The sequence below is a fragment of the Endozoicomonas sp. ALD068 genome (assembly GCF_049310145.1).
In the GTDB taxonomy this organism is placed as follows: Bacteria; Pseudomonadota; Gammaproteobacteria; order Pseudomonadales; family Endozoicomonadaceae; genus Endozoicomonas_A.
The window spans coordinates 3588295-3615217 of sequence record NZ_JBLYNU010000004.1 but is presented as its reverse complement, the minus strand read 5'-3'; the positions used below and the strand labels follow the sequence as shown (position 1 = coordinate 3615217).

The window sequence follows — 26923 nt, the reverse complement described above, 5'->3', positions numbered from 1 at the left end:
TAAGAGAGAAAGACAGTGATAGAAAAGTTACGCAATATTGCCATCATCGCACACGTTGACCATGGTAAAACCACCCTGGTTGACAAGCTGCTTCAGCAGTCCGGAACTCTGGGTCGAAAAGATCAGGGTGCCGAACGGATCATGGATTCCAATGACCAGGAGAAGGAGCGGGGCATTACCATCCTGGCCAAGAACACCGCCATCAACTGGCAGGACTACCACATTAATATTGTGGACACACCCGGACACGCCGACTTCGGTGGTGAGGTGGAACGTGTTATGTCCATGGTGGATTCGGTTCTGCTGCTGGTGGATGCGGTTGACGGTCCTATGCCTCAGACCCGCTTTGTCACCCAGAAAGCTTTTGAGCAGGGTCTGCGCCCTATCGTTGTTATCAACAAGATTGACCGTCCTGGTGCTCGTCCGGACTGGGTCATGGATGAAGTCTTTGATCTGTTTGATCGTCTCGGTGCTACCGAAGAGCAGCTGGATTTTCCGGTTATTTACGCTTCTGCACTGAATGGTATTGCCGGTGATGATCCTGAAAACATGGCACAAGATATGACGCCACTGTTTGAAATGATCGTCAATAATGTCCCTTCTCCCAAGGTGGATGTCGATGCGCCTTTCCAGATGCAGATATCTGCCCTGGACTACAGCAGCTTTCTGGGAGTTATCGGTATTGGTCGTATCACCCGTGGTGTTCTCAAGCCCTCAACTCCGATTCGCTTGATTGGTGCCGATGGCAATGAGCGCAATGCCAAGATCCTCAAGGTTATGGGGCACCTGGGTCTGGAACGTGTAGACGTGGAAGAGGCTCGTGCTGGCGATATCGTTTGTGTAACGGGTATCGACAAGCTGAACATATCAGACACCCTGTGTGATCCAAATCACGTTGAAGCGCTGCCAGCACTGACGGTGGATGAGCCAACCGTGAGCATGACCTTCCAGGTCAATGATTCTCCTTTTGCAGGTCAGGATGGCAAGTATGTGACCTCCCGTAATATCAAAGAGCGTCTGGATCGCGAACTGCTGCATAACGTAGCGCTGCGTGTTGAGCAGGGTGATGATGCTGACAAGTTCAAGGTGTCTGGTCGTGGTGAACTGCATCTGTCGGTTCTGATCGAAACCATGCGCCGTGAAGGTTTTGAGCTGGGGGTTTCCCGTCCAGAGGTTGTCATCAAGGAGATTGACGGCGTTTTGCAGGAGCCTTACGAACAGGTTGTTGTGGATGTTGAGGAAGAACATCAGGGCTCTCTGATGGAAGAGATGGGACACCGTAAGGCAGAACTGACCAACATGGTACCAGACGGCAAGGGCCGTATTCGCCTGGAGTTCATCATGCCTGCCCGTGGTCTGATCGGTTTTCGTTCCCAGTTTCTGACCATGACTTCTGGTAGCGGTATTCTGACCAATGTCTTTGATCACTACGGTGACGTGAAAGATGGCGAAGTGACTCACCGCAAGAACGGTGTTCTGGTTTCTATGGTGAATGGTAAGGTGCTGGGCTATGCGCTCTGGAACTTACAGGATCGTGGTCGTTTGTTCCTGAACCCGAACGTTGACGTTTATGAAGGTCAGATCATTGGTCTGCATAATCGTGACAATGACCTGGTGGTTAACCCGACCAAGGGTAAACAGCTGACGAACGTTCGTGCTTCCGGCTCTGACGAAAACATTCAACTGACACCGCCTATCCGACATAGCCTGGAACAGGCCCTGGAATTTATCGACGATGACGAGCTGGTGGAAGTTACACCTGACAATATCCGTCTGCGCAAGAAATTCCTGAAGGAGCATGAGCGCAAGCGCGCCAGCCGCAGTAAATAATTGAGTGGCTGTTCTGACCGGGGGCAGCGCCCCGGTCAGTATTTTGGTGAAGCAAAAACCTGGGCCCAGTATTTTCTGGATCGGCCGGAGGGATTCTCTACAAAGCTGACTCCCATCTCGGTGACATCAGGCGACATGATATTTTTACAATGCCCCGGACTGTTCATCCAGGTTTTTAACACAGCGTCCAGGTTGTGTTGGCCTACGGCAACGTTTTCGGCAAGAGCTGACCAGCGATAACCCTGTGCTTCAATTCGTTGATTGATTTCACTGCCACCTGAACCTACATGGCTCATAAAATTTTTATTGGCCATATCCGTTGCGTGTCTGAAGGCCGCTGCTTCAAGAGAGTAGTTCCAGCGCAAACGTCCGACTGCACGCATGACGGTATTGCCACAGACCTGCGGTTTAGAGCGTATAGCATTGACAGCGGTTAGCACCTGATTTGCAAAGCCCTGGGTGGGTTGGTCCAGGACCTCGTTGTACCAATGAGAATGAGTCCAGCGAGAGTCAGACCAACGTGATCTCAGGTAGCTGTCCACTTTGAAAGTGAGATATTTCCAGGCTTCACGACTTTTCTCCGGAATTGTATCAACGTAGCCAACCAGTTCCTCAGGCAGATCTTTAGAGTTTCCTATCACCCCTGTGCCATCGAGACGGGCCATCATTGGCAGGTTAGGAGCAATAACTTCTTTCCAGAAGTCTTGTGAATAAGCGTTAATGGTTTCCCATTTCTGGTAAATGACTGCAGAGGCAGCACCAAGAATACCCAGTTTGAAGGCACCTTTTGCACAGCTTGCACAAAAACGAGTCATGGCTCCTTTTCGATATTCGCTTGCGGCTTCGTTTCTGTAATGCTCGACATCTTGTTTCATTTTTTCTCTGGCGAATTTTCTTTTTCTGGCCTCTTTTATTTCGCGCTCCATCTCCTCCCAACTGGGTTGGTGGCGGACATTTCTGACGCCAAATTGGAGCGCAGAGAAAAAGTAAGGTGGTATATCACCGCTGCTACCAGCGAAGATCTCAAGTGTTCTGGCAGGTCGGTTGATCATTGCATTCAGCGAGTCTTCAGCAAGAGCTGCCCCGGGTGTCTGATGGGGTTGCAGATTGAAGACAATGGGCTGCACATGACCAGGAGTGTCATTAACGCCGGGGGTCAGGAAAAGGCTTATATCTGCTGTGATTAAGGCTGAGAAAAGAGTTTCAGGCTCTTCTGACAATGAAATGATGTTTTCCTCGATTTCATAGCTGCCATCTTCAAAGCCTGAGAAGAATTGAATAGCAATCGATCCATCCGCCAACGGCGTTATTGTCAGTATTCTTTTCTTCAGAAGAATGGCCAGTTGAGTGTTCAGATGGTTGATAGGCATACCCGGTGTCGCACCTTCAGGTATGACCGTGCTGTGACTTTCAAGATAGAGATGCAGGGCAGCCGCATTAATTGGCTGATCGTCCGGGTAGTTAAGGTACTCTGCCGACTGCCTGTAGAGTTGGCTGAGTTCCTGTTCACTGAGAAGGCTCATGATGGAGCGGGCCCAGCAACTTCCCTGATCTGCATTTTTGTTACACTTTTCAGGCATTTGATAATTGTGGCTTGAGAGGTGTCTGTTCAGCTCCTCAGAATTATCCACCGGGAAGGGCTCCACCACTGCAGCATGGCAAAAACCCATGGCGGTGGAGAACGCCAAAGCTATGATCAATGGATTAATGGACCTGTGAAAAAATGGCTTGTTCATCGACTACTGCTCGCTGTTTCAACGTTATACATAGGCACTCCCTGCCTTTCATATCAGCTATGAAACTTAGATAGCCAAGAGGCGTAAAAGTTCCTCAGAAGCCGTGACAATGCTTGGAAAACCTTGGTTTTTAAGAGTATTGTAGAGTGCTGGGAGCCTGTCTGATTTAAGTTTTCGGCAGTGTCCCAGAGACAAGAGGTGGATCAGATGCTCTGTTTGCTCAGCTGACTGACTTCGCTTGATTCAGTGACTTCTGAAGGAAGGAACATGCGCACGCTTTACCCGGCTATAAAGCCATACTCTGTTTTCAAACTGGCTGTAGATACCGTTCATCAACTTTATGTGGAAGAGTGCGGGAGTCCAGATGGTATTCCCGTGTTGTTTGTCCACGGCGGGCCCGGGGTGGGTACTTCAGAAAAATCGCGGCGATTCTTTGATCCCGAGAAATATAGAATCATCCTTTTTGATCAGCGAGGCTGTGGTCGGTCGCTGCCCCATGCTGAGCTGGAAGGGAATACCACCCAGAATCTGATTGCTGATATGGAGCAGATTCGACAACATTTGGGTATTGAAAAATGGCTTCTTTTTGGCGGCTCCTGGGGCTCAACCCTCTCTCTGCTCTACGCTCAGGCTCACCCTAAAAGGGTTATGGCCATGGTGCTCAGGGGGATTTTTCTGTCCCGACAGAAGGACTTTGACTGGCTCTACACCAAGCAGGGAGCCGGCAGAGTGTTTCCGGATCACTGGAAGCACTTTGAAGAAATTATTCCGGAAAGTGAGCGAGGTAATATGCTGGAAGCTTATTACAATCGCCTGACCGGTGATGATGAGCTGGCACAGATGAATGCCGCCAAGCACTGGGCATTATGGGAAGGGAGGATCAGCACATTGAAGCCCTGTCCTGATGCTGAAGAATTTTGCAGCGAACCACATAACGCAAAAGCCATATCCCGGCTTGAAGCTCATTACTTCATGAATGACAGCTTTATTGAACCTCATCAGATTATTCGTGACATGAAATACATTGACCAGATTCCGGGCATTATTGTCCATGGTCGATACGATATGATCTGCCCTTTGGATAACGCTCAGGTGTTAGCTGATCACTGGACAGAAGCAGAGCTTCAGGTGATCAGGGAGGCAGGTCATTCGTCCTCCGAGCCAGGTATTGTCGATGCACTGGTAATTGCCACCGATAAGTTGGCGGAAAAATTCGGTTAATTTCACATGGGTTCCAGTGATTTTCTTCCCAGCCCTGGCACTAGGAGCCTGACCGAGAATAGACTGCCCTACTGCGGCGGCAGCAAATTGGTCTGAAAATCCGCTTTTGTTCGTCAAATAGCTCGCTATTCTCCTCACAAAACCGAATTTTCATCCTCAATTTTCTGCCGTCCTCGCTACGGGCGCTATTCTCGGTCAGGCTCCTAGCCTGGGCGACCTTTTATACAGACTTCCGGAGTAGGATAACCCATGCGTGGATTAATCCAGCGAGTTCAGTTTGCCAATGTAAAAGTGAACGGTGAAACCGTAGGCCAGATTGCAGAAGGTCTTTTGCTATTGCTGGGCATAGAAAAGGACGATGATCAGGCAAAAGCGGATAAGTTACTGGATAAAGTGCTCAAATACAGGGTTTTCAGTGATCAGGATGGAAAAATGAATCTGGGTTTGAAAGACACTGGAGGTGGGTTGCTGGTGGTCTCACAGTTCACGCTTGTCGCCGACACACGCAAAGGACTCCGTCCCAGCTTCAGTTCCGGGGCTTCTCCTGAACATGGTGAACAGCTGTATGATTATTTTGTCGAGCGTGCCCAAACTCTTCATCACGATGTCGCAACGGGTCGTTTTGGTGCCGACATGAAAGTCTCTTTGTTGAATGATGGGCCGGTTACTTTCAATCTCGAAGTCTGAAGTATTATTCGATGGAAAAACGCCAGAAGGGTTAATCTCCCGGCAGCCAGTCGTCATCGGTGATTTGCTCGAAAGTCCATGGGCATTGTTCGGGGAAGCTGTCTTTGTTCAGGCGACTGGCCTCAGTGCGAATGTAATGGTTCATTTGTTTGATGGCATCTTTTTTGGCATGCGGATAAACCTCGGCCAGCAGGTCATTAACTTTGGGTTGCAGGCAGGGATTTTTCTGTATGTGGCGTCCAATTTGTGTTCTTGAATTATTGATACTTGGCATCCAGGTATGGATCACTTTATCTTTAACCCAAGGGTCTTTCAGTACCTGTTTCTGATAGTCGTATTTGAGAAGATGCACTAGCAATATGATCAAGTGGGAACCTAACTCGTCGGCAATATTGCCCATCTGTATATCTATCGCCTCCAAAAGATTAGGGACGTCAAGCTGATCAAATTGCCCCTGGGCCAGAAGTTCCCGTTGCTGGCCAAGCCATTGGGTGTAATCGGTTTCGTAAAGATTTTCCATAAAATACCTCCATTTGCCTTACCACTGTAGGCAAAAAACAGAAGGGAATCAAAATGAACTCCCAAGGTTTAGATGCCTTTGCGGAGGGGGACAAAAGAAGGAGCATTGCCAAAGACCGTTTTATCATCAAGACTCAAGAGCATCAGATCCAGCTATCTGGATTTTCTCGCTGAAAAAGGTGGAGAAATGGCTCGTAAACTGTTTTTCTGGGTTGCCGTTGGCGGAATGCTGATCACCTTGCTTCTGTCGTTTTTCTGGCCCGGGATACTTTGGCTGTTTGTTTTTCTGGTGCCTTACACTCTGGTCGGGATTTTTGATCTGACCTGCACCAATCATAACGTTTTGAAAAATTATCCTGTCATTGGCCATATGCGCTACGCGCTGGAGTTTATCAGTCCCGAGATTCATCAATACTTTATCGAGTCAAATCAGAGCGGCAAACCTTTTAATCGTGAAATCCGAAATATGGTGTATTCAAGAGCCAAGGGCGTTTCTGATACCCAACCTTTTGGCACCCAGTTTGAATTGACCGATTGCGGCTACCATCGGGCCAATCATTCCCTGACCCCCAAAGAGGTGGATGCCAGCCATGGAAGAATACTGATCGGTGAACATTCCTGCTCACAACCTTATCTGGCGTCAAGGCTGAATATTTCCGGCATGAGCTTTGGCGCCCTGAGTGCCAATGCCATTAGAGCAATGAATGCGGGCGCACGCAGGGGAGACTTTGCTCACAATACGGGAGAAGGCGGGTTAAGCCGACACCATCTGGCAGAAGGAGGGGATCTGGTCTGGCAGATCGGCACAGGTTACTTTGGTTGTCGTACACAAGAAGGTGGCTTCGACGAAAAAGGTTTTGCTGAAAAAGTAAAGCATGAAGCCGTGAAGATGGTTGAGGTCAAATTATCCCAGGGAGCCAAACCGTCCCATGGTGGCGTGCTACCCGCCGTTAAAGTCTCAAAAGAAATTGCTGAAGCCAGAGGTGTTCCTGAGGGAGAGGCCGTCATTTCTCCTCCCGCGCATTCGGCTTTTTCAACGCCTAAAGAGCTGATTTTATTTATTGATCATCTCAGGGGTATTGCCAGTAAGCCAGTAGGCTTTAAGCTCTGTCTGGGCAACAAAGTGGAGTTTATGGGGATCTGTAAAGCCATGCTGGAAACCGGTTTGGCACCGGATTTTATTACGGTTGATGGCGCAGAGGGAGGCACAGGTGCAGCCCCGGTGGAGTATACTGATCGGCTGGGAATGCCGTTGAATGAAGCCCTGGTCTTTGTGAACAACTGCCTGACGGGTGCAGGTCTGAGAGAGAAAGTAAAGATCATTGCCAGCGGCAAGGTAGCCTCGGGTTTTGATATGGTGACAAAGATTGCTTTGGGTGCTGACCTGTGTAACTCAGCCAGAGCCATGATGTTTGCTGTGGGATGTATTCAGGCATTGAAGTGCAACACCAATCAATGCCCGACCGGAGTGACCACTCAGGACCCGGTCAGAGGCAGTGCCGTCAACATCGCTGAAAAACAGATCCGGGTAGCAAATTATCACCATGTGACGGTGGCCAGTTTTCTCGATATTGTTGGAGCAATGGGGCTGGAAAGCCCGGAACAGTTGAATGCGAGGCATATCTTCCGACGTCTCGCCGATCAGACAGAAGCTTCTTACGCAACCATATACCCGGTTCTGGAAACAGGATGCCTGTTGAATCGCGATGATATGGTTGGCTACAGCAACCACTGGGCCCAGGCTTCGGCTGATGAGTTTTTCCCCGGGCTGATTGCCTGAAATAGAAAGCGCCGACATTAAAGTCGGCATTTTCCGGGTTAAACAGGATTACATCTGTTCAACGGTTTCAATGCCCAGCAGGTCAAGGCCTTTCTTGAGGATATGGGCAGTCAGGGCACAGAATTGCAGGCGGCTGCTTTTAACGGGTTCGCTGACGCCTTCTTTGTTAACCGGGCAGTTTTCATAGAAGCTCATGAATGCACCAGACAAGTCGTAGAGGTAGCCGCAAAGTACGTGAGGCGTTCCTTCACGGGCAGCCTGCTCAATGGTTTCGCTGAATTGGTTGAGCTTCAGAGCCAGGTCTCTCTCGGAAGGCTCTTCAACCAGGATGTTACCGGTGAGGTCGGTTTCAGAAACTCCGGCCCTGCGGAAGATGCTTTTAATACGGGTATAGGCGTAGAGCAGGTAAGGCGCAGTGTTGCCTTCGAAGGCCAGCATGGTGTCCCAGTCGAAAACGTAGTCGCTGGTGCGGTTTTTGGACAGGTCAGCGTATTTTACCGAGCCCATGGCAACGGCTTTGATAACCTTGAACTTTTGTTCTTCGTTGAGATCAGAGGCTTTGCTGGCAATCAGTCTGGCTGCACGCTCTTCAGCTTCGTCCAGCAGATCTACCAGTTTGATGGTAGTACCGGCACGGGTTTTGAACGGTTTGCCATCCTTGCCCAGCATCATACCGAATGCATGATGTTCTGTGCGGGTATCTTCATTGACAAAGCCGGCCTTGCGGGCAATGGTGAAGATCTGGTCAAAGTGTTGTCCCTGACGAGCATCAACATAGTAAAGAACACGGTCGGCGTTCAAGGCGTGAGTCCGGTGCCGCAGGGCCGCCAGATCGGTTGTAGAATAGAGAAAGCCGCCGCCAGACTTTTCAACGATGACACCCATCGGGTCGCCGTCTTTGTTCTTGAATTCATCCAGAAAGACCACTTTTGCCCCCTGGTCTTCACTCAACAGGCCTCTGCTGTCCAGTGCATTGATAATGGCAGGCAGGCTGTCATTGTAGGCGCTCTCACCCATAACATCGGATGGCGTCAGGGAAACATTCAATCGCTCGTAGACTTCCTGGTTGTGAGACAGAGTGATATCAACCAGTTTTTTCCAGAGTTTCAGGCAGTGCTCATCGCCAGATTGTAATTCGACAACATATTCACGGGCTTTTGTGGCGAACACTTCGTCATCGTCAAAACGTTTTTTAGCCGCCTTGTAGAAGGCTTCCAGATTTGAAAGCTCCATAGCCTGAGCTTCCTGACTGTCTTGCTCCAGTTCTTCGAGGTGAGCAATCAGCATACCGAACTGAGTCCCCCAGTCTCCCAGGTGGTTCTGGCGAATGACCTTGTGGCCCAGAAATTCCAGGGTTCGAGCGGTGGCATCACCAATGATGGTGGAGCGAATGTGGCCAATGTGCATTTCTTTAGCAACATTAGGCGCGGAGTAATCGACAATCACAGTTTCCGGGCTGTCGACAGAGGCTACACCGGAACGATCGTCTTTTACTGCTTCCTTCAGTCTGGCAGCGAGCCATTCTGGCTTGAGATAGATATTAATGAAGCCGGGTCCGGCAATTTCCGTTTTTTCAGCAATGCCTTCCAGATCCAGGTTTTCTTCTACTTTTTGGGCCAGATCTCGAGGTTTGAGTCCCATTTTCTTGGCTGCTGCCATCACCGCATTGCACTGATAGTCACCAAAGTTGGCCCGTGCGCTCTGACGAACCATCGGAGGGGTGTCTTCTGGGGCTCCGGCGGCGATCAGTGCTTTGATGACTCTGTCTTCAAGCAGTTTAAGAATATTCATGGAAAAAATTCCTTGGTCTGAAACTTGTGTGCGATGATTTTTTTCTCTCTTGGCTGCTCATCGGGAAAAATATTTTGCACTGTCTGCGTCTCATTGTTGATGGTTTTTCAAAATATTTTTCTATCGCTTGGGCGTCTCTAATAGAGCGCCTGTTGACCTTTCCGGTCAGCGGCAGCCTTGTTCTGCAAAAAAGCAGGATGTCGAAAGTGATGGTGACTGAAAAGCAACCTTTCAGCCTTGGCATCGTCGCAATGTGAATGTCAGGCAGCCCGGAAAGTTGCCGCAACAGAGGGCAATATCAGATGCTGACTGAAGCCTTTCAGGACTTGCCGCCTGAGAGGCAGATGAAGTGGCTGATGAGAGTGATTTCATAGCGGGAAATAATAGCGAATAAAACGGCTTTGAGACAATAGCAGTCTTCTTCAATCATGAGAAATGTTGCCACTGTCGAGAAATGTGAAGTCGGGTATCACCATGGTCAGCTGGCTGATTTGTCTACCCCGGCTGCTGCAGAGGCTGATAAACCGGATTTATCGCCATCAATGGGAAAATAAAATAACTGTCTTTTTTCCAAAAAGCGACTAAACATAAGGATTTGAATTCAGACACTTGAATATTCTTCAGATCAGTGAGAGCTTGCGATGTTTTTGAGGACTTTCTGCTTTGCCCTGACTCTATGGCTGGCATTAGCACCTTTAGTTAATGTTTCGGCAGTTAATTTTTTAACCGGACAATATGAATCCAGTTTAATGGGGGCGGCTGCCGAGCATCGTAATTTCGACCTTTACACCAATCAGATGGATGCTGCTTTACAACACAAACTGTCCCGGCTGTTACCCCATCTGCCATTATACGACGGGGCATTTATTATTGATGTAGGATCTGGCACTGGTGCTGTGGCCGCAGCCATTGCCAGGGAAAATCCCGGATTAATGGTTCAGGGGATCGATATTCAGCCTCCGATGATAGCCCATGCCCAAAGTCGATACAGCGCAATAGAAAATCTTCATTTTGAGCAGGGCAGTGGCAATAAACCTTATGGCATGAATGCTGACGCAGTGATAATGGCTGCGGTCCTTCATGAGATCTATTCCTACAACGAAGATTCTCTCGACGCTGTTAAAAATGCTTTAGAGCTTGCCTATCAGACGCTTAAGAAAGGGGGGAGAATCATTATCAAAGATTTTGCCCGACCTGAAGATGATACGAGGCAAGTTCGTTTTTATCACGCAAAATCTGATGTAAAGGACCGACATTGTTTCGCTGAATTTGCACTCGGCTTCTGGCAACATAGCCGGCATGTGCCAATTGGTTCGTATGAGAGTACCGAAGATTATGAATCCGTCGAGACGGATATGGCATCAGCTTATGATTACATGTTCAGAAAGGACTATACGGAAGACTGGCATGCAGAAATTAAAGAACATTACGGATTCATTCATCCCCGCAAACTTATCTTTATGCTGAACGACGTTGGTTTTAAAGTTCATGTAGCTAAGTTTTTTGATAATGAATGGATTTTAGAGCACCGGATTCGTGGAAAAGTGTGGCTTAAGGATGTAAAGACAGGTGAGGACATTCCGATTCCAAAATACGATATGGTCATTGTTGCTTATAAATAAAGAACATTACTGTTCACTTTCCATTTCCCAGAGATTGACCTGGCTGTCTTCAAGGTGGATTCTGCCCGTAAAAAATCCATCGTGGTTATTATGGGCTGCATTGTGGTCGACGATCAGCAGCAGGCTGTCAGGCAGGTATTTTTTTAACATTTCCTGTGCCCGTTGCACCGATGCCTGATCCATCCCGGCGAAAATTTCGTCCAGTATGGCTACTTCGGGGCGCCGGTTAATTACCGAGAGCAGCGCCAGTTTTTTAATCTGGCCACCACTGAGCTGATCTTTCCAGTTGCGTTCGTCGCGAAGCTGTTCTTCCAGAAGGTGCCATTGATCTTCAGGGTAGAAATCGATCTCCTGCAACATGTTGATTAACTCTCTATCTGTCAGGTCGCCTCTGTGTTCTGGCTTTTGAGGATGCGGGTCGTTTGAGTCGGTTTCCAATCTTAACGTGACGAGTTCTCTCAGGGTTGTGTTCGGAGGAATGTAGGTTAACTGTTCGGCATGGAAGACTTCAGGCAACTCGCCATTGGCAGTGGTGTAGGTCACATTACCCGTTGCCCAGATACCGTTGCCGGCTTCTCTTCTGATCTTTGAAAGCAGGCTGCTCTTGCCGCTGCCAGAAGCACCGGAAACCGCATAATAGCCCTTGGGAATGGTCAATGCCTGATCGGTCATCAGCACTCCTTCAGGATGTCCCATGGAGAAGGCGTCCAGACGAATGGCGACCTCATCCCCTTTTTTTGCCCGATAGTCAGGCTGTTTCCAAAGTTCCGCCGGGGGATCGTTTATTTCTGCTCCCAGTGAGTAAATGCTATATAGTGCTTTATCGAAGCTGAGCAGGTTTTCGACGTTATTAGCGTGCCACGAGAAGGCGTCGGAAACACTGTCAGAGGCGAAAAGAAGGGCCTGATAATCGTCGTATGCAACTTCCCCAGTGCTCATCTTTTTGACAATAAAAAGGCTTTTGGCGACGAAGTCGACAAGGCCTTTTGCTATGCTCCAGCTGCCCGAAATCAGCCCTGCTTTAGACTGGCTGGCTTCTGTTTCACGAACTGCCAGCAGCAGCTCAGAATACTTTTCGACCATAAAATCCTTTTTGGCACCGTTGCCAATGGTTCGTGCATTGGTGTTGAAGTCTTTTTTCAACAAGTCGAGTTTAGTGCTCAGGGAATGCCTTTTGGTTTCCAGATCCAGGGCTCCCTGGTTAAGGCTCAGGGTTACGGACTCAGTCATTTTGCTATAGATATCCATGAACACCAGCATATCGGCAGCGCCGCTTTTGACAATAAAAGAAAGGTCATAAAAACCACCGATATAAGCGCGGGCCAGCGAACGCTTCAGTGAGCTACCGGCATTGACGATGTTGTGGATACTGACATCCATTCCGGCAATCAGGGTGTCGAGATTTTTATCCAGATTCAGTCTTATAAAATTCTGGTCATCGAAAAAGAGACTCTCCAGTTCATCTTCTGCAGCTTGCGTCATCAGAATTCTGTAGTAGCTTTCTATCACCGAATCCATCAACCAGTGTCCTACGTATGGCAGGCAGAAATAGCCCACTGACAGACCGGCTTCAACATAACCGGATAAAGCCTCTTCAGGTTTTAGACCGAACCTTGGATTAAAGTTTGACAGACTTGTATGAAGAGACTGGGCCCGGGAAGAGCGCATTTTGGTCAGTCTGGAGCTCATCAGTTGAGAGCCTGCTATAGCAAGAGCCTGCATGTGTGAGAGTCTCTGGATGGTCTGGTGATCCATAATTTCATTCAGGATCTGATCCATTTCAGAAACGACTTCCAAATTGGATTTGTCATTCTCCCGACTGGAGGGTTTCAGAGTGATACACAGATAAGAAAGGGAGCGCTCGTCTTCTGAAAGTGAGGTAAACAGGCAGGTTCCACTCCAGACAGTGCCAGCACTTTCCATTAAATAAGGAACATTGAGTTGAGACACCGCAGAGCTGTACGAGCTGTCAATCAGTGGCAGTCGGCCCAGAGCCGATGAGAAAAAGGGCGTCATTACTTTTAGCTGAGTGACAGCGGATAATGTTGTGGATAAGGGCTCGGTGCCCGTAAGATTACAGGCTGCCATCACTTCATCGACTGCACCGAGAGCCGCTCCTGCAGCCGCTCCCGGCATTCCTCCCAGGATGGCGCCGTTGATGGCTCCCTTTGCGGGTGCGCTGAGGTACTTTTCAAGAAAGTTAAACTGGCCTGAAGCAATCAGTGCGCCACCGACAAAACCACAAAGGTAATTAATAGAGCTGGGCATGGGAGTATTGCTCATGGTAGCGGCTCCCATGACACCGGCACTCATATAATAGGAGGCAGATGTATTGACGTGATTGTAAAGTAAATCCAGGCCAGATAGTGCGACACCGGAAATAACGCCTGCACTCACGGTATAAGGGGTTTGGTCAGGCGAATTGCTCGCAGCTATGCCACCTGCAATACCGCTCAGGACAGGCATTACCAGCCACTGAGAATTATGCAATATCTGATGAGGCTGGTGAGATACCAGATCAGGATAAGAGGGTTGTAATAATTCTGAACAGAAAGCCATTTCATTCATTAATAACAGAATGAATCCCAATACAAAAAATCGCACTCAAAACTCCTTTTACTTCTTAATTCTTCTTTGTGTGTCACTTCAGTGGACTAGATATTAGAGTATGGGGGGGCGGAAAAGTTCCTTCTTTTCTGATAATCAGTGAAGTAGTTTGAAGTGCTTATCTGGAAGGAGGCTACTGCTGTGTGGCGTGCAAGATGCGAAGTATCCGAATAGTGATTCCGCTTTCTTTGTGACTGTCAGCGCTATTGAGGGTGTCGCAAAACTTCAACAGCTCGTTCTCACGCTCTGAAGTCGTCATTCCCGCGAAGGCGGGAATCCAGGGCCAACATTGGGTCTCTGCCTTTTCGGGGATGACAAGGCCAAGGGGGGCACCGGGCAGTATGGTTCTGGTGGTGAGTCAGTGTGGATTCCCGCCTTCGCGGGAATGACGAGAATGAAGCCGTGAATGACGAGAGTAAACTCGTTCTCACGCTGGAGAGAGTTTTGCGACACCCTCTATCAGGCGAGGGTTCTTGACCGCTCAAGAAGGTTCTGTTTCACAGTTTGTAGCTCAGCACCAGACACTTGTGTCCGGCGCTTAGTGTGGAGCGTCAGAATTCAGATCTGATTCCTGAGTCCTAATTGATCAGGATGAGGGTTTAGATAGGTTTGTTCCCGAATGTAATCGTTACCATGATTTTCAATGAAATGGCGTAGCATGGTCATTGGAACCACTAATGGCAATATACCCTGACGGTACTCTTCGACCAGTTTGAGAAACTGGTTTCGCTCTTTGGTATCCACGGTTTTTTTCACATACCCCAGAATGTGCAACATGGTATTGGTGTGGGACTTGCGGTTAGCCCTTTTTTTCAGGGTGTTCATGAATTCTTCGAAGTATTGTGCCAGCAAAGATTCCAGTTCCAGTTTGCCACCTTTGGCAACCAGTTTTCCCAGGGCTGTATAGTCACTGGGGTTGTGAGCCATGATCATATATTTGTGGGCAGAGTGGAAATGAACCACAGCGGCATGACTGGGGTTGTTCAGCACTTCGTTGTGCCAGCGGTGATAGGCATAGACCCGGGTGAAGAAATTTTCCCTTAAAACGGGATCATGGAGTCGGCCTTCTTCCTCTACCGGCAGTAAGGGTTGTGCTGCCATCAGGGCCTTGGCGTAGGCACCGGCTGAACTGACGCCGGAAGGGCAGCCGTTTTCATGGTAGACCTTGACCCTTTCCATACCGCAGCTGGGGGATTTTTGCATCAGGATGTAGCCACTGATATCGGTTAATTCTTTGGCTTTCTTGTAGCCATAATCCGTTAGCTGATCGGTAACGTCGACATCCGGATGGTCTGTACCCACAACCCGAACCTTTTGGATATCCCCAACCAGACGAATTGGCTCTCTGGGGGTGCCGAGTCCGATGGCCACTTCGGGGCAGACTGGCTCGAAGTGGAAGTATTGGCTCAGGGTATTCATGCAGAATGAAGAGCGTTTGTGCCCACCATCGTATCGGACTTTCTGACCCATCAGGCAGGCGCTGATGCCGAGTTTGATGTCTTTTTCAGGTTCTGGAATCGAGACGATAGCCATTTAACTCTTCCTTTCTTATCCCTTTGCTTTCAATGTCACTTATTTTAAGGCAAACCCCCGGGAGCCTGTCGGACCAAGGTTCGACCCGGGCTCCGGAAAGAGCGGCCATCTTTATCTTTTGTAAGCTTCCTGCCAGGTCCGAATAAACGACAGCACGGAAGGCTAACATACTACTGCGTACGTATAAGTCCAACGATTCGGCACTGATAATAACAAAGACCGATAACAACAAAGGCCCAAGTTGCACTCACTTGAGAAACTCCCATATCAATATCGCTGAGAAACCTCCGACTGCCCCAGACACATAATCGGGCAGAGAAAAACCGAATATACTACGAAACAATAAACCGATTAAAAAACTTGCTACCAACATCACTGCAAGGGCAATCAGGCAACGTTTCCAGAGAGGCAATATGGATGAAGCAGTTTTAACATCAGACATGATTATCTTCAAAAGACCATAATCACCCAGTCTAGTAGGCGACCGTCATAACCCGCAAATTCAGAGGCGTTATAAACAGCGTGATTTACGATGCAAAATCGACCTGAAGGGTTGCTCAGACAGGTCAACCATTCGCACAAATCCAACAAAAAAAACTGCCTCGTCCACTGAAATTCATTTCCGAAGGCTCAGGGGCGAGACAGGCTCTTCCGATTTTGTTTATGACTGCTTCAGCGCCTTGAAAGCAGAGAGTACTTTTGCTCTGGATGCTTTGAGGTCAACAATCGGTGCCGGGTAGTTAATCTCATGAGTATTTTTTTGCCAGGGGGCGTGAATCTCCTTACTACTGAGTTTGTCCAGCTGGGGTAGCCAGTGGCGAATAAAATGACCTTGTGAATCAAATTTCTCGGACTGACTGACAGGGTTAAACATTCTGAAATAGGGGGCCGCATCGGTGCCTGTGCTGGCAGACCACTGCCAGCCACCGTTGTTGGCAGACAGATCACCATCAATCAGATGCTGCATAAAGAAGGTTTCCCCGAGGCGCCAGTCAATCATCAGATTTTTGGTCAGGAACATGGCCGTGATCATTCTGAGGCGGTTGTGCATCCAGCCGGTATTCACCAATTGCTTCATGGCTGCATCGACTAATGGAAAGCCGGTCTCACCTTTGCACCAGGCATTGAATGCCTGTTTATCATCATTCCAGGGCAGATGTTCAGTGTCCGTGATGAATGCTCTGCCTCTGGAGAGTCTGGGGAATCCATGCAAAATATGTTTGTAAAACTCCCGCCAGATTAACTCACTCATCCAGCATTGCAGGCCATCACTTCCTGAGTCCATTTCTCCGTTGTTGGCTTGAAGGGCAGCATAAAAACACTGTTTGAGGGAGACTGTTCCTGAAACCAGGTAGGGTGAGAGGGTGCTGGTGGCATCAATACCCGGAAAATCCCGGAACTTTTTATAACCTTCACCGTGAGACTCAATAAATGCTTTGAGCCGGTTTGCTGCTTCCTCCTCACCAGCGGGCCAGAGTTTTTGCAAGCCTTCTACGGGCTTAAACAGATTTTGATAGTCGAAGGTCTCAACTTCAGGCAACTTCAAGGGCTTTTGCTTTTCAGGCGCAGGCAGTGGCTGAATCTGATGCAGGTTAAGGGTTCGATAGAGAGCCTTTTTAAAGGGCGTGAAGACTTTGAAATAATCACCGCTGCCATTCAACAGTTGACCGGGAGGGATCAGGGTCTGGTCAGAAAAGCGCTGGCACTCTAGCTGCTGCCCGATAAATGTTTGCTCTACAGCCTTGTCCCTGTTTTCTTCATTGAGCCCATGTTCGTTATTAAAGCTTATGCCATCGCACTGTAGCTTCCGGGCCATCTGCAACAGTTGTTGGGCACAGTGCTCAAACCTGAGAGACTGGATGACGACCAATGGAATGTTGAGTCTGTTGAGAGACTGCTCCAGTTGTTTGAGATTCTGCATCCAGAACCAGAGCTTGTTCGGGCTGTCATTGTGCTCCTGCCACTGATCCGGGCACAGGCAATAAACAGCTATAACTTCATTTTTGTCTGCGCAGTGGTATAGAGCAGGGTTGTCTCTCACTCTCAGATCGCCTCTGAACCAGACCAGTGTTCGACTCATAGATATGTAGGCTGGAAATCCAGCCCACCTCCGAAATAGGCAAATAAATACTCTCTCTGACTGAGCTGGATTTTCATAGTGTGAATAGCACCTTCAGTTATATTTTTAAGTTATAACTCTGTTACGGACTTTAAAAGGAAGTGGATCATCCCGGGGAAACGTTAAGAACTCTGGCTTAATAGTTGCTAAACAATATTTTAACTTTCTCACTATGCTATCAGGGGAGTTAATAGCATAGATGAGCTAACAGGATGGCTTTAAAAAAAGGTACTACACATGCTCGATACGAGTTCGTTTCCAACAACCCGTTCTGTTGAATATGAGCAGGTTTCTGATGATTATCTGAAGCAGAGACAACTTAAGAAAGGAGCAGCGGGCTGGCTGGTTCTGGCTGGACTCGGGGTTTCTTATGTGATTTCCGGAGATTTTGCCGGTTGGAATTTCGGGCTGGAACAGGGCGGTTTTGGTGGCATGCTCCTGGCCACCCTTGTCATGGCTATTATGTATACCTTTATGGTGTTGTCATTGGCTGAGCTGTCTTCTTCATTACCTACTGCTGGTGGCGGCTACTCCTACGCCCGTCGGGCAATGGGTCCCTGGGGAGGGTATCTGACAGGCACCGCCATACTTCTTGAATATGCGATCGCGCCTGCAGCGATAGCCGTGTTTATAGGCGGGTATGTGAATGAACTTTTTGGTTGGGACGGACCCCTGGTTTACGGTGCCTTCTATGCTGCCTTTATTGGTTTGCACCTTTTGGGGGCCGGAGAAGCTCTGAAAATCATGATGGTGATTACCGGCCTGGCATGTTTAGCCATAGTAGTGTTTATCCTGGGAATGATTCCTGTCTTCAACGTCGACAACCTGTTTGATATCGCCGTGAATGCAGAAGCTACCGGCGCTTCAACTTTCCTGCCCGAAGGTTATGTCGGTATCTGGGCTGCCATCCCATTTGCCATGTGGCTGTTTTTGGCGGTAGAGGGTGTTCCCCTGGCGGCTGAAGAAGCCAGCGATCCCAAGAAGGATATGCCCAGAGGGATTATCACCGCCATGGTCGTTCTGTTGTTGTTTGGAGGGCTGGTACTGGTTCTGGCCCCCGGCGCAGTGGGCGCCGAATACATGAAGGATCATGCTGCTCCACTGGTAGGGGCTCTGCAAGAAGTCTATGGTAAAGACTCTTACATGGCGACCTTTGTAAACTTTGTTGGACTTGCCGGTCTGATCGCGTCCTTCTTTTCTATCATTTACGCTTATTCCCGACAGGTATTCGCCTTGTCCAGAGCCGGCTATTTACCTCGCTTTTTATCAAAAACCGGTGAGCGAAAAGTGCCCACAATGGCCCTGGTCATTCCTGGAATCATTGGTTTCCTGCTGTCATTGACCGGAGAAGGTGATCTGATGATCACTATGGCCGTTTTTGGTGCCACCCTCTCCTACGCCATGATGACGCTGTCTCATATTATCCTGCGAGTTAAAGAGCCAGAGCTGGAACGTCCTTATAAAACGCCGGGTGGCATCATAACGTCAGGCATTGCTTTTGGTCTGGCTATTGTTGCCTTTCTCTCTACCTTTCTGGTGAGCAGCGAAGCCGCTTTCTGGTCTGCGGCTTTCTATGCCGTCATGGTGGCTTATTTCGGTTTATACAGCCGACAGCACCTGGTGGCTAAAGCGCCAGAAGAAGAATTCGAAGCCATTGCCGAAGCTGAGTCTGAGCTGAGCTGAGCTGATTGTTTGGGCACCTTTCTGGTGCCTGACACCTGAAAAGCCTAAGAAAAACGAGTATCAAATATGCACAACCCCAGAGATGTCAAAACCATTGAAGATGCTAAAAAAATTGTTGAAGAGAGGGGACTCTCTCACGTTAAGGTCGGTCTTTTCGATAACGATGGAATCATGCTCGGCAAATACATGAGCAAGGCCAAGTTTTTTTCAGCTCTGGAAAGCGGCTTTGCCTTTTGTGATGTAATCCTCGGCTGGGACAGTAAAGACCAGCTTTATGACAATGTAAAATATACAGGCTGGCATACCGGATACCCTGATGCTCCCGTACGAATCCTGCCCCATTCCTGCCGGGAGATCCCATTTGAAAATGGCATGCTGTTGTTCATTGCCGAATTCAAGGGGCAGTCAGAAGCGCTCTGTCCCCGGGGTACATTGAGAAGGGTCATTGAGAAAGCAGCTGACATGGGCTTTGATGCCCGTGCGGCGCTGGAATATGAATTTTTTATGTTCCAGGAGACACCGGAATCGGTTCGGGAAAAAGGTTTTCGAAACCTCAAACCATTGACGCCTGACTGGTTTGGTTATTCGATGATAAGAAACTCAGTGCATTCCGATCTTTATCACCAGATACTGGAAATGGCCGAAGTAATGGATTTTCCCATCGAAGGCATTCATACAGAAACCGGGCCTGGCGTGGTCGAAGCTGCCATTGCTGTCGACTCTGCTGAAAATGCCGCAGATAAAGCCGCACTGTTTAAAACGTTTATGAAAGTGCTGGCGCAGCGTAATGGGCTGATGGCCACTTTTATGGCCAAGTGGTCACCGGATTATCCGGGGCAGAGCGGTCATATTCATTTGTCTTTGTTCAACAAAAAGGATGGGCAGTCGGCGTTCTTTGATCCCAGCCAGAAACACAGCATCAGTCAGACACAGAGGCATTTTATTGCCGGTTTGCAGCGATTAATGCCTGAATTCCTGCCGATGCTGGCCCCTACCGTCAATAGTTACACCCGACTTATTCCCGGCTTCTGGGCACCTACCGACGCGACCTGGGGGGTTGAAAACCGTACCACCGCATTGCGTGTTATTCCGGGTTCAGAGAAGTCACAGAGAGTGGAGTACCGGCTGGGCTCTGCAGATGCTAACCCTTATCTTTCCCTTTCCGCCGCTTTGGCTTCCGGTCTTCAGGGCATTATTCACCAATGGGAGCCCGAGGATCAGGTGAAAGGAAATGCCTACGACCAGGGGCACCCACCTGAATATGCACTACCCACAACGCTCTGGGATGCAGCCCAAAAATTCAAGCAATCCGAAGCCGCCCGAACGATGTTGGGTGGCGCTTTCGTCGAACACTACGCTGCTTCCAGAGAGTGGGAAGAACGAGAGTTCAGAAAGCATATTACGGATTGGGAAATGGATCGTTATTTCGAAATTATCTGATCACTTCCAACGGATTTAAAACAATGAATAATACACAGATTACCCTTTCACCAGTGGATGGTTCGGTGGTTGCTGAACGTCCACTGTCTGATATTTTAGACATTAATCAAGCGTTGGCAAAGGCTGAGAAAGCTCAGCTTGAGTGGCAAAGTACTGCTCTGGAAGAGCGACAAAACATCTGCAGCAAAGCTGTGGATTACTTTGTCGCTCAGAAAGACGACATTGCCAGTGAAATCACCTGGCAGATGGGTAGACCAGTCAAATACTCTGCCGGAGAAGTAGCAGGGTTTGAAGAGCGTGCCCGCTACATGATTGAAGCTTCAAGTGAAGCACTGAAGCTCGTCACAATTCCTGAAAAAAAAGGCTTTACCCGTTATATCTGCAAGGAAGCTCTGGGTGTTGTGTTGGTCATAGCGCCCTGGAATTATCCTTACCTGACCGCAATCAACAGCATTATGCCAGCCCTGCTGGCCGGTAATGCCGTGCTTCTGAAACATTCTGCTCAAACCCCGCTCTGTGCCGAGCGCATGGTCGAAGCCTTTCTTCAAGCGGGTCTGTCTGAAGGGCTTTTTCAGTATCTGCACATGTCCCATGAGAATACCGAGTACCTGATTCAATGTGATGCCATCAAGCATGTGGCGTTTACTGGCTCAGTTCCTGCAGGAGCGATAGTAGAAAAGGCAGCTGCCGGACGATTCATTGGTATGGGTCTGGAGCTTGGTGGCAAAGATCCTGCTTATATCAGAGCGGATGCTGACCTGGATGCAGCGACAGAAACGGTGATAGACGGTGCTTTCTTTAACTCCGGTCAATCCTGCTGTGGCATAGAAAGGCTCTACGTACATGAAGCTGTTTATGATGCATTTGTTGAAAAGGCTGTCGCTCTGGTGCAGCAATACCGCCTCGGACGACCCGATGATCCTGAAACCACTCTGGGTCCTCTGGTAAAAAGCAGTCCTGCGGACTTTGTCAGGGGGCAGGTGGAAGAAGCTGTGTTACAGGGTGCAGTTGCTCATATCGATCCGGCCTTGTTTCCCAAGGATGAGCCAGGCACTCCCTATCTTGCACCCCAGCTGCTGACTCAGGTAAATCACGATATGCGGGTGATGACTGAAGAAAGTTTCGGTCCTGTTTTAGGGATTCAAAAAGTTTCTTCAGATGAAGAAGCGCTCAGCCTGATGAACGACAGTGAATTTGGACTGACTGCCGCCATTTTCTCACGGGATATTGAGCGGGCGGTTGAGTTGGGTCGTCAGGTTCAAACCGGCACTTTCTTTGTCAATCGCTGTGATTATCTTGACCCTGCTCTGGCCTGGACAGGTATTAAAAACTCTGGTCGGGGCTGCACCCTGTCGGTGCTGGGTTTTGATGCCCTGACCCGACCCAAATCTTTCCACATCAAGCACGGCTGAGGCAGTAAGGAGACGTACATTAATGAACATTGAGCAGTACACAGCTAACTGGAACTTCCCGACAGCTATCCGAACGGGCGCTGGCCGCATCAAAGATCTGCCTGCTGCCTGCATTGAACTGGGGATGAGAAACCCACTCATTATTACCGATCCGGGGTTATCACAGTTGCCCATGATTCAGGAAGCCCGGCTACAGGTCAGCTCTGCTCTGACCGGGTGTGGACTGTTTTCCGGAATCAAGGGTAATCCAACCGGTGAGAACGTCTCAGCCGGCGTCGCTGCCTGTAAGGAAGGCGACCATGATGGTGTGATCGCTTTTGGCGGGGGGTCTGCCCTGGATGCGGGTAAGGCTATTGCCCTGATGGTTGGCCAGAGTCGTTCAATCTGGGATTTTGAAGATGTGGGTGATAACTACCTGAGAGTCAATGTAGAGGGAATGTTGCCCGTTGTAGCTGTGCCCACCACCGCCGGAACGGGCTCGGAAGTGGGGCGTTCTTCCGTGATCACCCATCAGGATGAGCAGGTGAAAAAGATCATTTTTCACCCGGGTATGCTTCCTGGCATCGTGCTTCTTGATGCCGAACTGACCTGTGGTTTACCTGCCGGACTCACCGCAGCGACTGGTATAGATGCACTCTCCCATAATCTTGAAGCCTATTGTTCGCCTTTCCATCATCCTATGGCCCAGGGTATCGCACTGGAAGGCATTCGTCTGGTAAAAGACTATCTTCCCAGGGCAGTGGCGCAGGGCAGTGATCTTGAGGCCCGGCATCAGATGCTGGTGGCCTCCAGCATGGGGGCAACGGCTTTTCAAAAAGGTTTGGGTGCTATGCACGCTCTGGCGCATCCACTGGGGGCTTTATACGACGCTCATCATGGATTGTTGAATGCCATTCTGATGCCCTATGTTCTGAAGGCAAACAGAGCCGCCATCGGTCATAAAATGGCGGCCCTCAGTCGTTACCTTGACCTGCCTGCTCCGGGCTTTGACGCTTTCTTCAACTGGGTGATAGGGCTCAGAGAACAGTTGGAAATCCCCCATACACTGGCTGAAATCGGAATCGACGATAGCCAGCTGGATAAAGTCGGGCGGATGGCGTTTGCCGATCCTTCGGCAGCCGGAAACCCAATCTCTTTTTCTGCGGCTGAATATCAGCAGATAGGCCAGAATGCGGTTCGAGGAAATCTATGATGAAAGTCGGTTTGCTGTTGTGTGATGATGTTTCGCCCGAGCTGCGCAAGGTTCACAACAATTATCCGGATATGTTTCTGGCTCTGTTGAGAAAGCAGGAACCTGATATACAGATGATCACCTACCGGGTAGTGGATGGTGAGATTCCTGAAACGACCCATGAGTGTGATTGCTGGATTATCTCGGGCAGTCGTCACAGTGCTTATGATCCTTTTCCATGGATAGCTTTATTGGAAGGGTTTATCAGAAGGCTGTACGAGGATCGTTGCAAGTTGGCGGGTATTTGTTTTGGTCATCAAATCATGGCAAACAGTCTTGGGGGGCAAGTAGCGCTGGCTGACAAAGGCTGGGGTGTTGGTATGTCGTACAATCACGTCACCCGAAAGACCCGCTGGATGGAGCCTGCGGTTGAGGACTTCAAGTTACTGGTCAGTCACAGGGATCAAGTCACTCGTTTGCCATCTTCGGCTGAAGTACTCGCCTGCAGTGATTTCTGTCCCAATTTTATGCTGCAATATGGCGATTCTTTTATCAGTATTCAGGGGCATCCGGAATTCAGCAAGTCTTACTCTGCGGACTTGATGAATTCACGTCGGGAGGCGATTCCCGGGGACAGAGTGCGCAAGGGCATGGATTCGTTGAAAGACGATCCTGATAGTGATCTGATAGCTCAATGGATCATGCAGTTTTTCTAGTCATGGTCTAACCCGGAAATTTAATTGAGTTTCCGGGTTGATACTAAAATGGCTTATTAATCAATTGGTTGTATTAATATATGAAGTGCTGAAACAAACGGCTACGTTTTAGTAACAGTAGTCTTATTCGGATTTGACGTATGATATCAGTGAGTCGCCAGAGATAGATCGAGCCCTCTGGCCGTTTTCAATATTTGATTCTCACTGCCCTGGGGAAATACAAGTCCATATGAAATGGATTGAGCTCTGGTCACTCATCTGAAAGACCGGGCCAACAGAACAACATTATGTTTTTAGATCAATATTGTACTGAGCTGGAAAATAACCAGTTCTCATTCACTCGTCAGCAGTCCAGTGATTTTGCCAAGAATATCGCCAATGACTTCAACCCGCTGCATGATGTCGACACCAAGAAGTTTTGTGTTCCGGGTGATCTTCTGTTTGCCAAAATTCTCTGCTCTGAAGGGCTATACCCTGATATGAAAGTGAGTTTCAGTGGCATGGTCAGTGATGGCGTTGCCCTGTCGATTGCCGATGCCGACAATGGTGACAAGATTATTTGTGACCAGAGTGAGAAGGAATACCTGCGGGTTGAGCATGATGGCAAGCAAACAAACAATGCTGACATGATTGCAAAGCTGGTAAAGGCTTATGTGGCGTTCTCAGGTGAAAACTTCCCACATGTTCTGGTGCCACTGATGAAAGAGAAGAATGTCATGATTAATGTGGCGCGGCCTCTGGTTATCTACGAAACCATGTCGGTACATCTGGACACAATTGATCTGAAAGACCCCGTAATAGAGGCCTCAGCGTCTCATCTGGAAGTGAATGGCAAACGTGGTAATGTCACCCTGGGCTTTGTCTTCAAAGAAGGTGACAAAGTTGTGGGCGAAGGGAAGAAAACCATGGTTCTGGCCAACCTGCGGGAATATGATCAGCCTGCCGTCGACAGTATGGTCGAGGAGTATAATCGTCGCCGGATAGAATACGCAGCTTAATTATTCTTCTGCATTATGAGGCTGTCGGGAGCCTATCAGGCTCCCATCATTCTGTTATAATCCCGAATCCGCCATGGAAGACATCAGAGAGCCTGGTTTCCAGAGAGCTTCTCAAACATCAGGATTAAGAATCAGAGAGAAAGGATAGAGAGTCATGCCTGCATACCGTTCAAGAACCTCGACCCACGGTCGTAATATGGCTGGAGCCCGCTCGCTTTGGCGTGCCACGGGTATGAAGGATGATGACTTCAAAAAGCCTATTATTGCCGTAGCCAACTCTTTTACCCAGTTTGTTCCCGGCCATGTTCATTTAAAAGACATGGGACAGCTGGTGGCCAGAGAAATTGAAAAGCATGGTGGTGTAGCCAAAGAGTTTAATACCATCGCCGTCGATGATGGTATCGCGATGGGCCATGACGGCATGCTTTACTCCCTGCCCAGCCGGGACATCATTGCCGACTCCGTTGAGTACATGGTAAATGCCCATACTGCTGATGCCCTGGTCTGTATTTCCAACTGCGACAAGATTACTCCCGGAATGCTCAATGCCGCCATGAGACTGAATATTCCAGTGATATTTGTCTCCGGTGGTCCCATGGAGGCCGGTAAAACCAAATTGGCACAGCATGGACTGGACCTGGTCGATGCCATGGTCATTGCCGCCTCGGATGCCGACGATGAAACTGTTGCTGAGTATGAACGTTCAGCTTGCCCAACCTGTGGCTCCTGCTCCGGTATGTTTACCGCCAACTCCATGAACTGTTTGACGGAAGCTCTGGGTCTGTCCCTGCCGGGCAATGGTTCCATGCTGGCCACTCATGCCGATCGTGAGCAACTGTTCCTCGAAGCCGGTCGACGGATTGTCGATATTACCAAGCGCTATTACGAACAGAATGACGAGTCTGTTCTGCCTCGCTCTATTGCCAGCTATAAGGCCTTTGAAAATGCTATGAGTCTGGATATAGCCATGGGGGGGTCCACCAATACCATTCTGCATTTGCTGGCCGCTGCACAGGAAGCGGGTGTCGATTTCACCATGAAAGATATTGATGCCCTTTCTCGCAAGGTGCCTCAGCTGTGCAAGGTGGCACCTAACATCCAGAAATACCATATGGAAGATGTCCATCGTGCGGGTGGTGTGTTTGGCATCCTGGGTGAACTGGATCGGGCAGGGTTGTTGAACAATGAGATCCCGACGGTTCACAGTGAAACCATGGCCGCAGCTCTGGCTAAATGGGATATCAAACAGACCAGTGACGAATCGGTACTGACATTCTTCAAGGCAGGACCCGCCGGCATACGTACGACACAGGCATTCAGTCAGGAAACTCGCTGGCCAACGCTGGACGATGATCGTGAATCAGGTTGTATCCGTACACTGGAGCATGCATACAGCAATGAAGGTGGTCTCGCGGTTCTGACCGGTAATATTGCTCTGGATGGTTGCGTAGTAAAAACCTCTGGTGTCGATGAGAGTATTCTGGTTTTTGAAGGACCTGCACATATCTGTGAGAGTCAGGAAGATGCAGTCAGTGATATTCTCGAAGGTCGGGTAGAAGCCGGTGATGTTGTTATCGTCCGCTACGAAGGTCCCAAAGGTGGTCCGGGTATGCAGGAGATGTTGTATCCGACCAGCTACCTGAAATCCAAAGGTTTGGGTAAAGAGTGCGCGCTCCTGACCGATGGTCGTTTCTCTGGTGGTACTTCCGGACTTTCTATTGGTCATGCTTCTCCAGAAGCGGCAGCGGGGGGCAATATTGGTTTGGTGGAGCAGGGTGATATTGTTCGTATCGATATTCCTAATCGTACCATTGACGTACAGTTGTCTGATGAAGAACTGGCCGAGCGTCGTACCCGGATGGAAGCGAAAGGCAAGGCAGCCTGGAAACCTCTGAAAGAGCGGCCTCGTAAGGTTTCTGCGTCATTAAAAGCCTATGCGGCTATGGTGACCAGTGCCGATAAAGGTGCTGTCAGAGATGTGTCGCTCCTGGATTGACAGTGACTCATGAACGACAAGCTCTATGTTATATAGAGCTTGTCGTGTACTTTATCTGTCGT

Annotated in this window: 21 protein-coding genes; 14 read left to right on the top strand and 7 right to left on the bottom strand. The window is 49.1% G+C overall.

Features of this window, described 5'->3' with window-relative positions; translation table 11 throughout:
- Nucleotides 1-15 precede the first annotated feature (15 nt).
- On the top strand, nt 16-1830 hold the full coding sequence (typA, locus tag ACO6V5_RS12695) for a translational GTPase TypA (RefSeq protein WP_422132695.1): 1815 nt from the start codon (nt 16-18) through the stop codon (nt 1828-1830).
- Nucleotides 1831-1865: 35 nt separating this feature from the next.
- Here the strand turns inward: typA and ACO6V5_RS12690 are convergent, their stop codons facing one another.
- On the bottom strand, nt 1866-3566 hold the full coding sequence (locus tag ACO6V5_RS12690; protein ID WP_422413672.1) for a CAP domain-containing protein: 1701 nt from the start codon (nt 3564-3566) through the stop codon (nt 1866-1868).
- A 267-nt stretch (nt 3567-3833) separates the two neighbouring features.
- Between ACO6V5_RS12690 and pip the strand changes: the two genes are divergently transcribed.
- A complete protein-coding gene (pip, locus tag ACO6V5_RS12685) occupies nt 3834-4787 on the top strand; it encodes a prolyl aminopeptidase (protein ID WP_422413674.1) in 954 nt (317 codons plus the stop codon).
- A gap of 249 nt (nt 4788-5036) precedes the next feature.
- The gene (gene dtd / locus ACO6V5_RS12680) at nt 5037-5474 is read left to right on the top strand and encodes a D-aminoacyl-tRNA deacylase (RefSeq protein ID WP_422132698.1); all 438 of its coding nucleotides are present in this window, start codon (nt 5037-5039) and stop codon (nt 5472-5474) included.
- 31 nt (nt 5475-5505) lie between these two features.
- Here the strand turns inward: dtd and ACO6V5_RS12675 are convergent, their stop codons facing one another.
- Nucleotides 5506-5994, bottom strand: a complete 489-nt coding sequence (locus ACO6V5_RS12675) for a DUF29 domain-containing protein (RefSeq protein WP_422132699.1) — start codon at nt 5992-5994, stop codon at nt 5506-5508.
- Nucleotides 5995-6180: 186 nt separating this feature from the next.
- Between ACO6V5_RS12675 and ACO6V5_RS12670 the strand changes: the two genes are divergently transcribed.
- Nucleotides 6181-7773, top strand: a complete 1593-nt coding sequence (locus ACO6V5_RS12670; protein WP_422132700.1) for an FMN-binding glutamate synthase family protein — start codon at nt 6181-6183, stop codon at nt 7771-7773.
- Between the two features lie 48 nt (nt 7774-7821).
- Here the strand turns inward: ACO6V5_RS12670 and argS are convergent, their stop codons facing one another.
- Nucleotides 7822-9564, bottom strand: coding sequence for an arginine--tRNA ligase (gene argS, locus ACO6V5_RS12665; protein WP_422413435.1), 1743 nt, complete (start codon nt 9562-9564; stop codon nt 7822-7824).
- A gap of 26 nt (nt 9565-9590) precedes the next feature.
- Here argS and ACO6V5_RS12660 point away from each other — a divergent pair, with 26 nt between their 5' ends.
- From ACO6V5_RS12660 to ACO6V5_RS12650, 3 genes are all read left to right on the top strand, one after another.
- The gene (locus tag ACO6V5_RS12660) at nt 9591-9821 is read left to right on the top strand and encodes a hypothetical protein (protein WP_422132702.1); all 231 of its coding nucleotides are present in this window, start codon (nt 9591-9593) and stop codon (nt 9819-9821) included.
- 171 nt (nt 9822-9992) lie between these two features.
- On the top strand, nt 9993-10118 hold the full coding sequence (locus ACO6V5_RS12655; RefSeq protein ID WP_422132703.1) for a hypothetical protein: 126 nt from the start codon (nt 9993-9995) through the stop codon (nt 10116-10118).
- Between the two features lie 87 nt (nt 10119-10205).
- Entirely contained in the window at nt 10206-11186 is a 981-nt protein-coding gene (locus ACO6V5_RS12650; protein WP_422413432.1) for a class I SAM-dependent methyltransferase, read from the top strand.
- A 6-nt stretch (nt 11187-11192) separates the two neighbouring features.
- Here the strand turns inward: ACO6V5_RS12650 and ACO6V5_RS12645 are convergent, their stop codons facing one another.
- The 4 genes from ACO6V5_RS12645 to phrB form a co-directional block, all read right to left on the bottom strand.
- Nucleotides 11193-13790 (bottom strand): ATP-binding cassette domain-containing protein, encoded by a 2598-nt coding sequence (locus tag ACO6V5_RS12645; protein ID WP_422413430.1) that lies wholly within the window; start codon nt 13788-13790, stop codon nt 11193-11195.
- Nucleotides 13791-14048: 258 nt separating this feature from the next.
- Nucleotides 14049-14246, bottom strand: coding sequence for a hypothetical protein (locus ACO6V5_RS12640; RefSeq protein ID WP_422442240.1), 198 nt, complete (start codon nt 14244-14246; stop codon nt 14049-14051).
- A 105-nt stretch (nt 14247-14351) separates the two neighbouring features.
- Nucleotides 14352-15326, bottom strand: a complete 975-nt coding sequence (locus ACO6V5_RS12635; RefSeq protein ID WP_422413428.1) for a YbgA family protein — start codon at nt 15324-15326, stop codon at nt 14352-14354.
- Between the two features lie 661 nt (nt 15327-15987).
- On the bottom strand, nt 15988-17406 hold the full coding sequence (gene phrB / locus ACO6V5_RS12630; RefSeq protein WP_422412349.1) for a deoxyribodipyrimidine photo-lyase: 1419 nt from the start codon (nt 17404-17406) through the stop codon (nt 15988-15990).
- Nucleotides 17407-17682: 276 nt separating this feature from the next.
- On the opposite strand from phrB, the gene eat reads away from it, so the two are divergent.
- The 7 genes from eat (at nt 17683) to ilvD (ending at nt 26861) form a co-directional block, all read left to right on the top strand.
- Nucleotides 17683-19128, top strand: a complete 1446-nt coding sequence (eat, locus tag ACO6V5_RS12625; protein WP_422132709.1) for an ethanolamine permease — start codon at nt 17683-17685, stop codon at nt 19126-19128.
- A 66-nt stretch (nt 19129-19194) separates the two neighbouring features.
- Nucleotides 19195-20568 (top strand): glutamine synthetase family protein, encoded by a 1374-nt coding sequence (locus tag ACO6V5_RS12620; RefSeq protein WP_422137327.1) that lies wholly within the window; start codon nt 19195-19197, stop codon nt 20566-20568.
- Nucleotides 20569-20591: 23 nt separating this feature from the next.
- The gene (locus tag ACO6V5_RS12615) at nt 20592-21980 is read left to right on the top strand and encodes an aldehyde dehydrogenase family protein (protein WP_422412347.1); all 1389 of its coding nucleotides are present in this window, start codon (nt 20592-20594) and stop codon (nt 21978-21980) included.
- Between the two features lie 22 nt (nt 21981-22002).
- Nucleotides 22003-23172, top strand: a complete 1170-nt coding sequence (locus tag ACO6V5_RS12610) for an iron-containing alcohol dehydrogenase (protein WP_422412345.1) — start codon at nt 22003-22005, stop codon at nt 23170-23172.
- Nucleotides 23169-23867, top strand: a complete 699-nt coding sequence (locus ACO6V5_RS12605; protein ID WP_422132713.1) for a glutamine amidotransferase-related protein — start codon at nt 23169-23171, stop codon at nt 23865-23867. Before ACO6V5_RS12610 ends, ACO6V5_RS12605 begins: the two co-directional genes overlap by 4 nt.
- 287 nt (nt 23868-24154) lie before the next feature.
- Nucleotides 24155-24865, top strand: a complete 711-nt coding sequence (locus ACO6V5_RS12600; RefSeq protein ID WP_422132714.1) for a DUF3581 family protein — start codon at nt 24155-24157, stop codon at nt 24863-24865.
- 154 nt (nt 24866-25019) lie between these two features.
- Complete coding sequence (ilvD, locus tag ACO6V5_RS12595) at nt 25020-26861, top strand: dihydroxy-acid dehydratase (protein ID WP_422412342.1); 1842 nt, start codon at nt 25020-25022, stop codon at nt 26859-26861.
- Nucleotides 26862-26923: the final 62 nt, after the last annotated feature.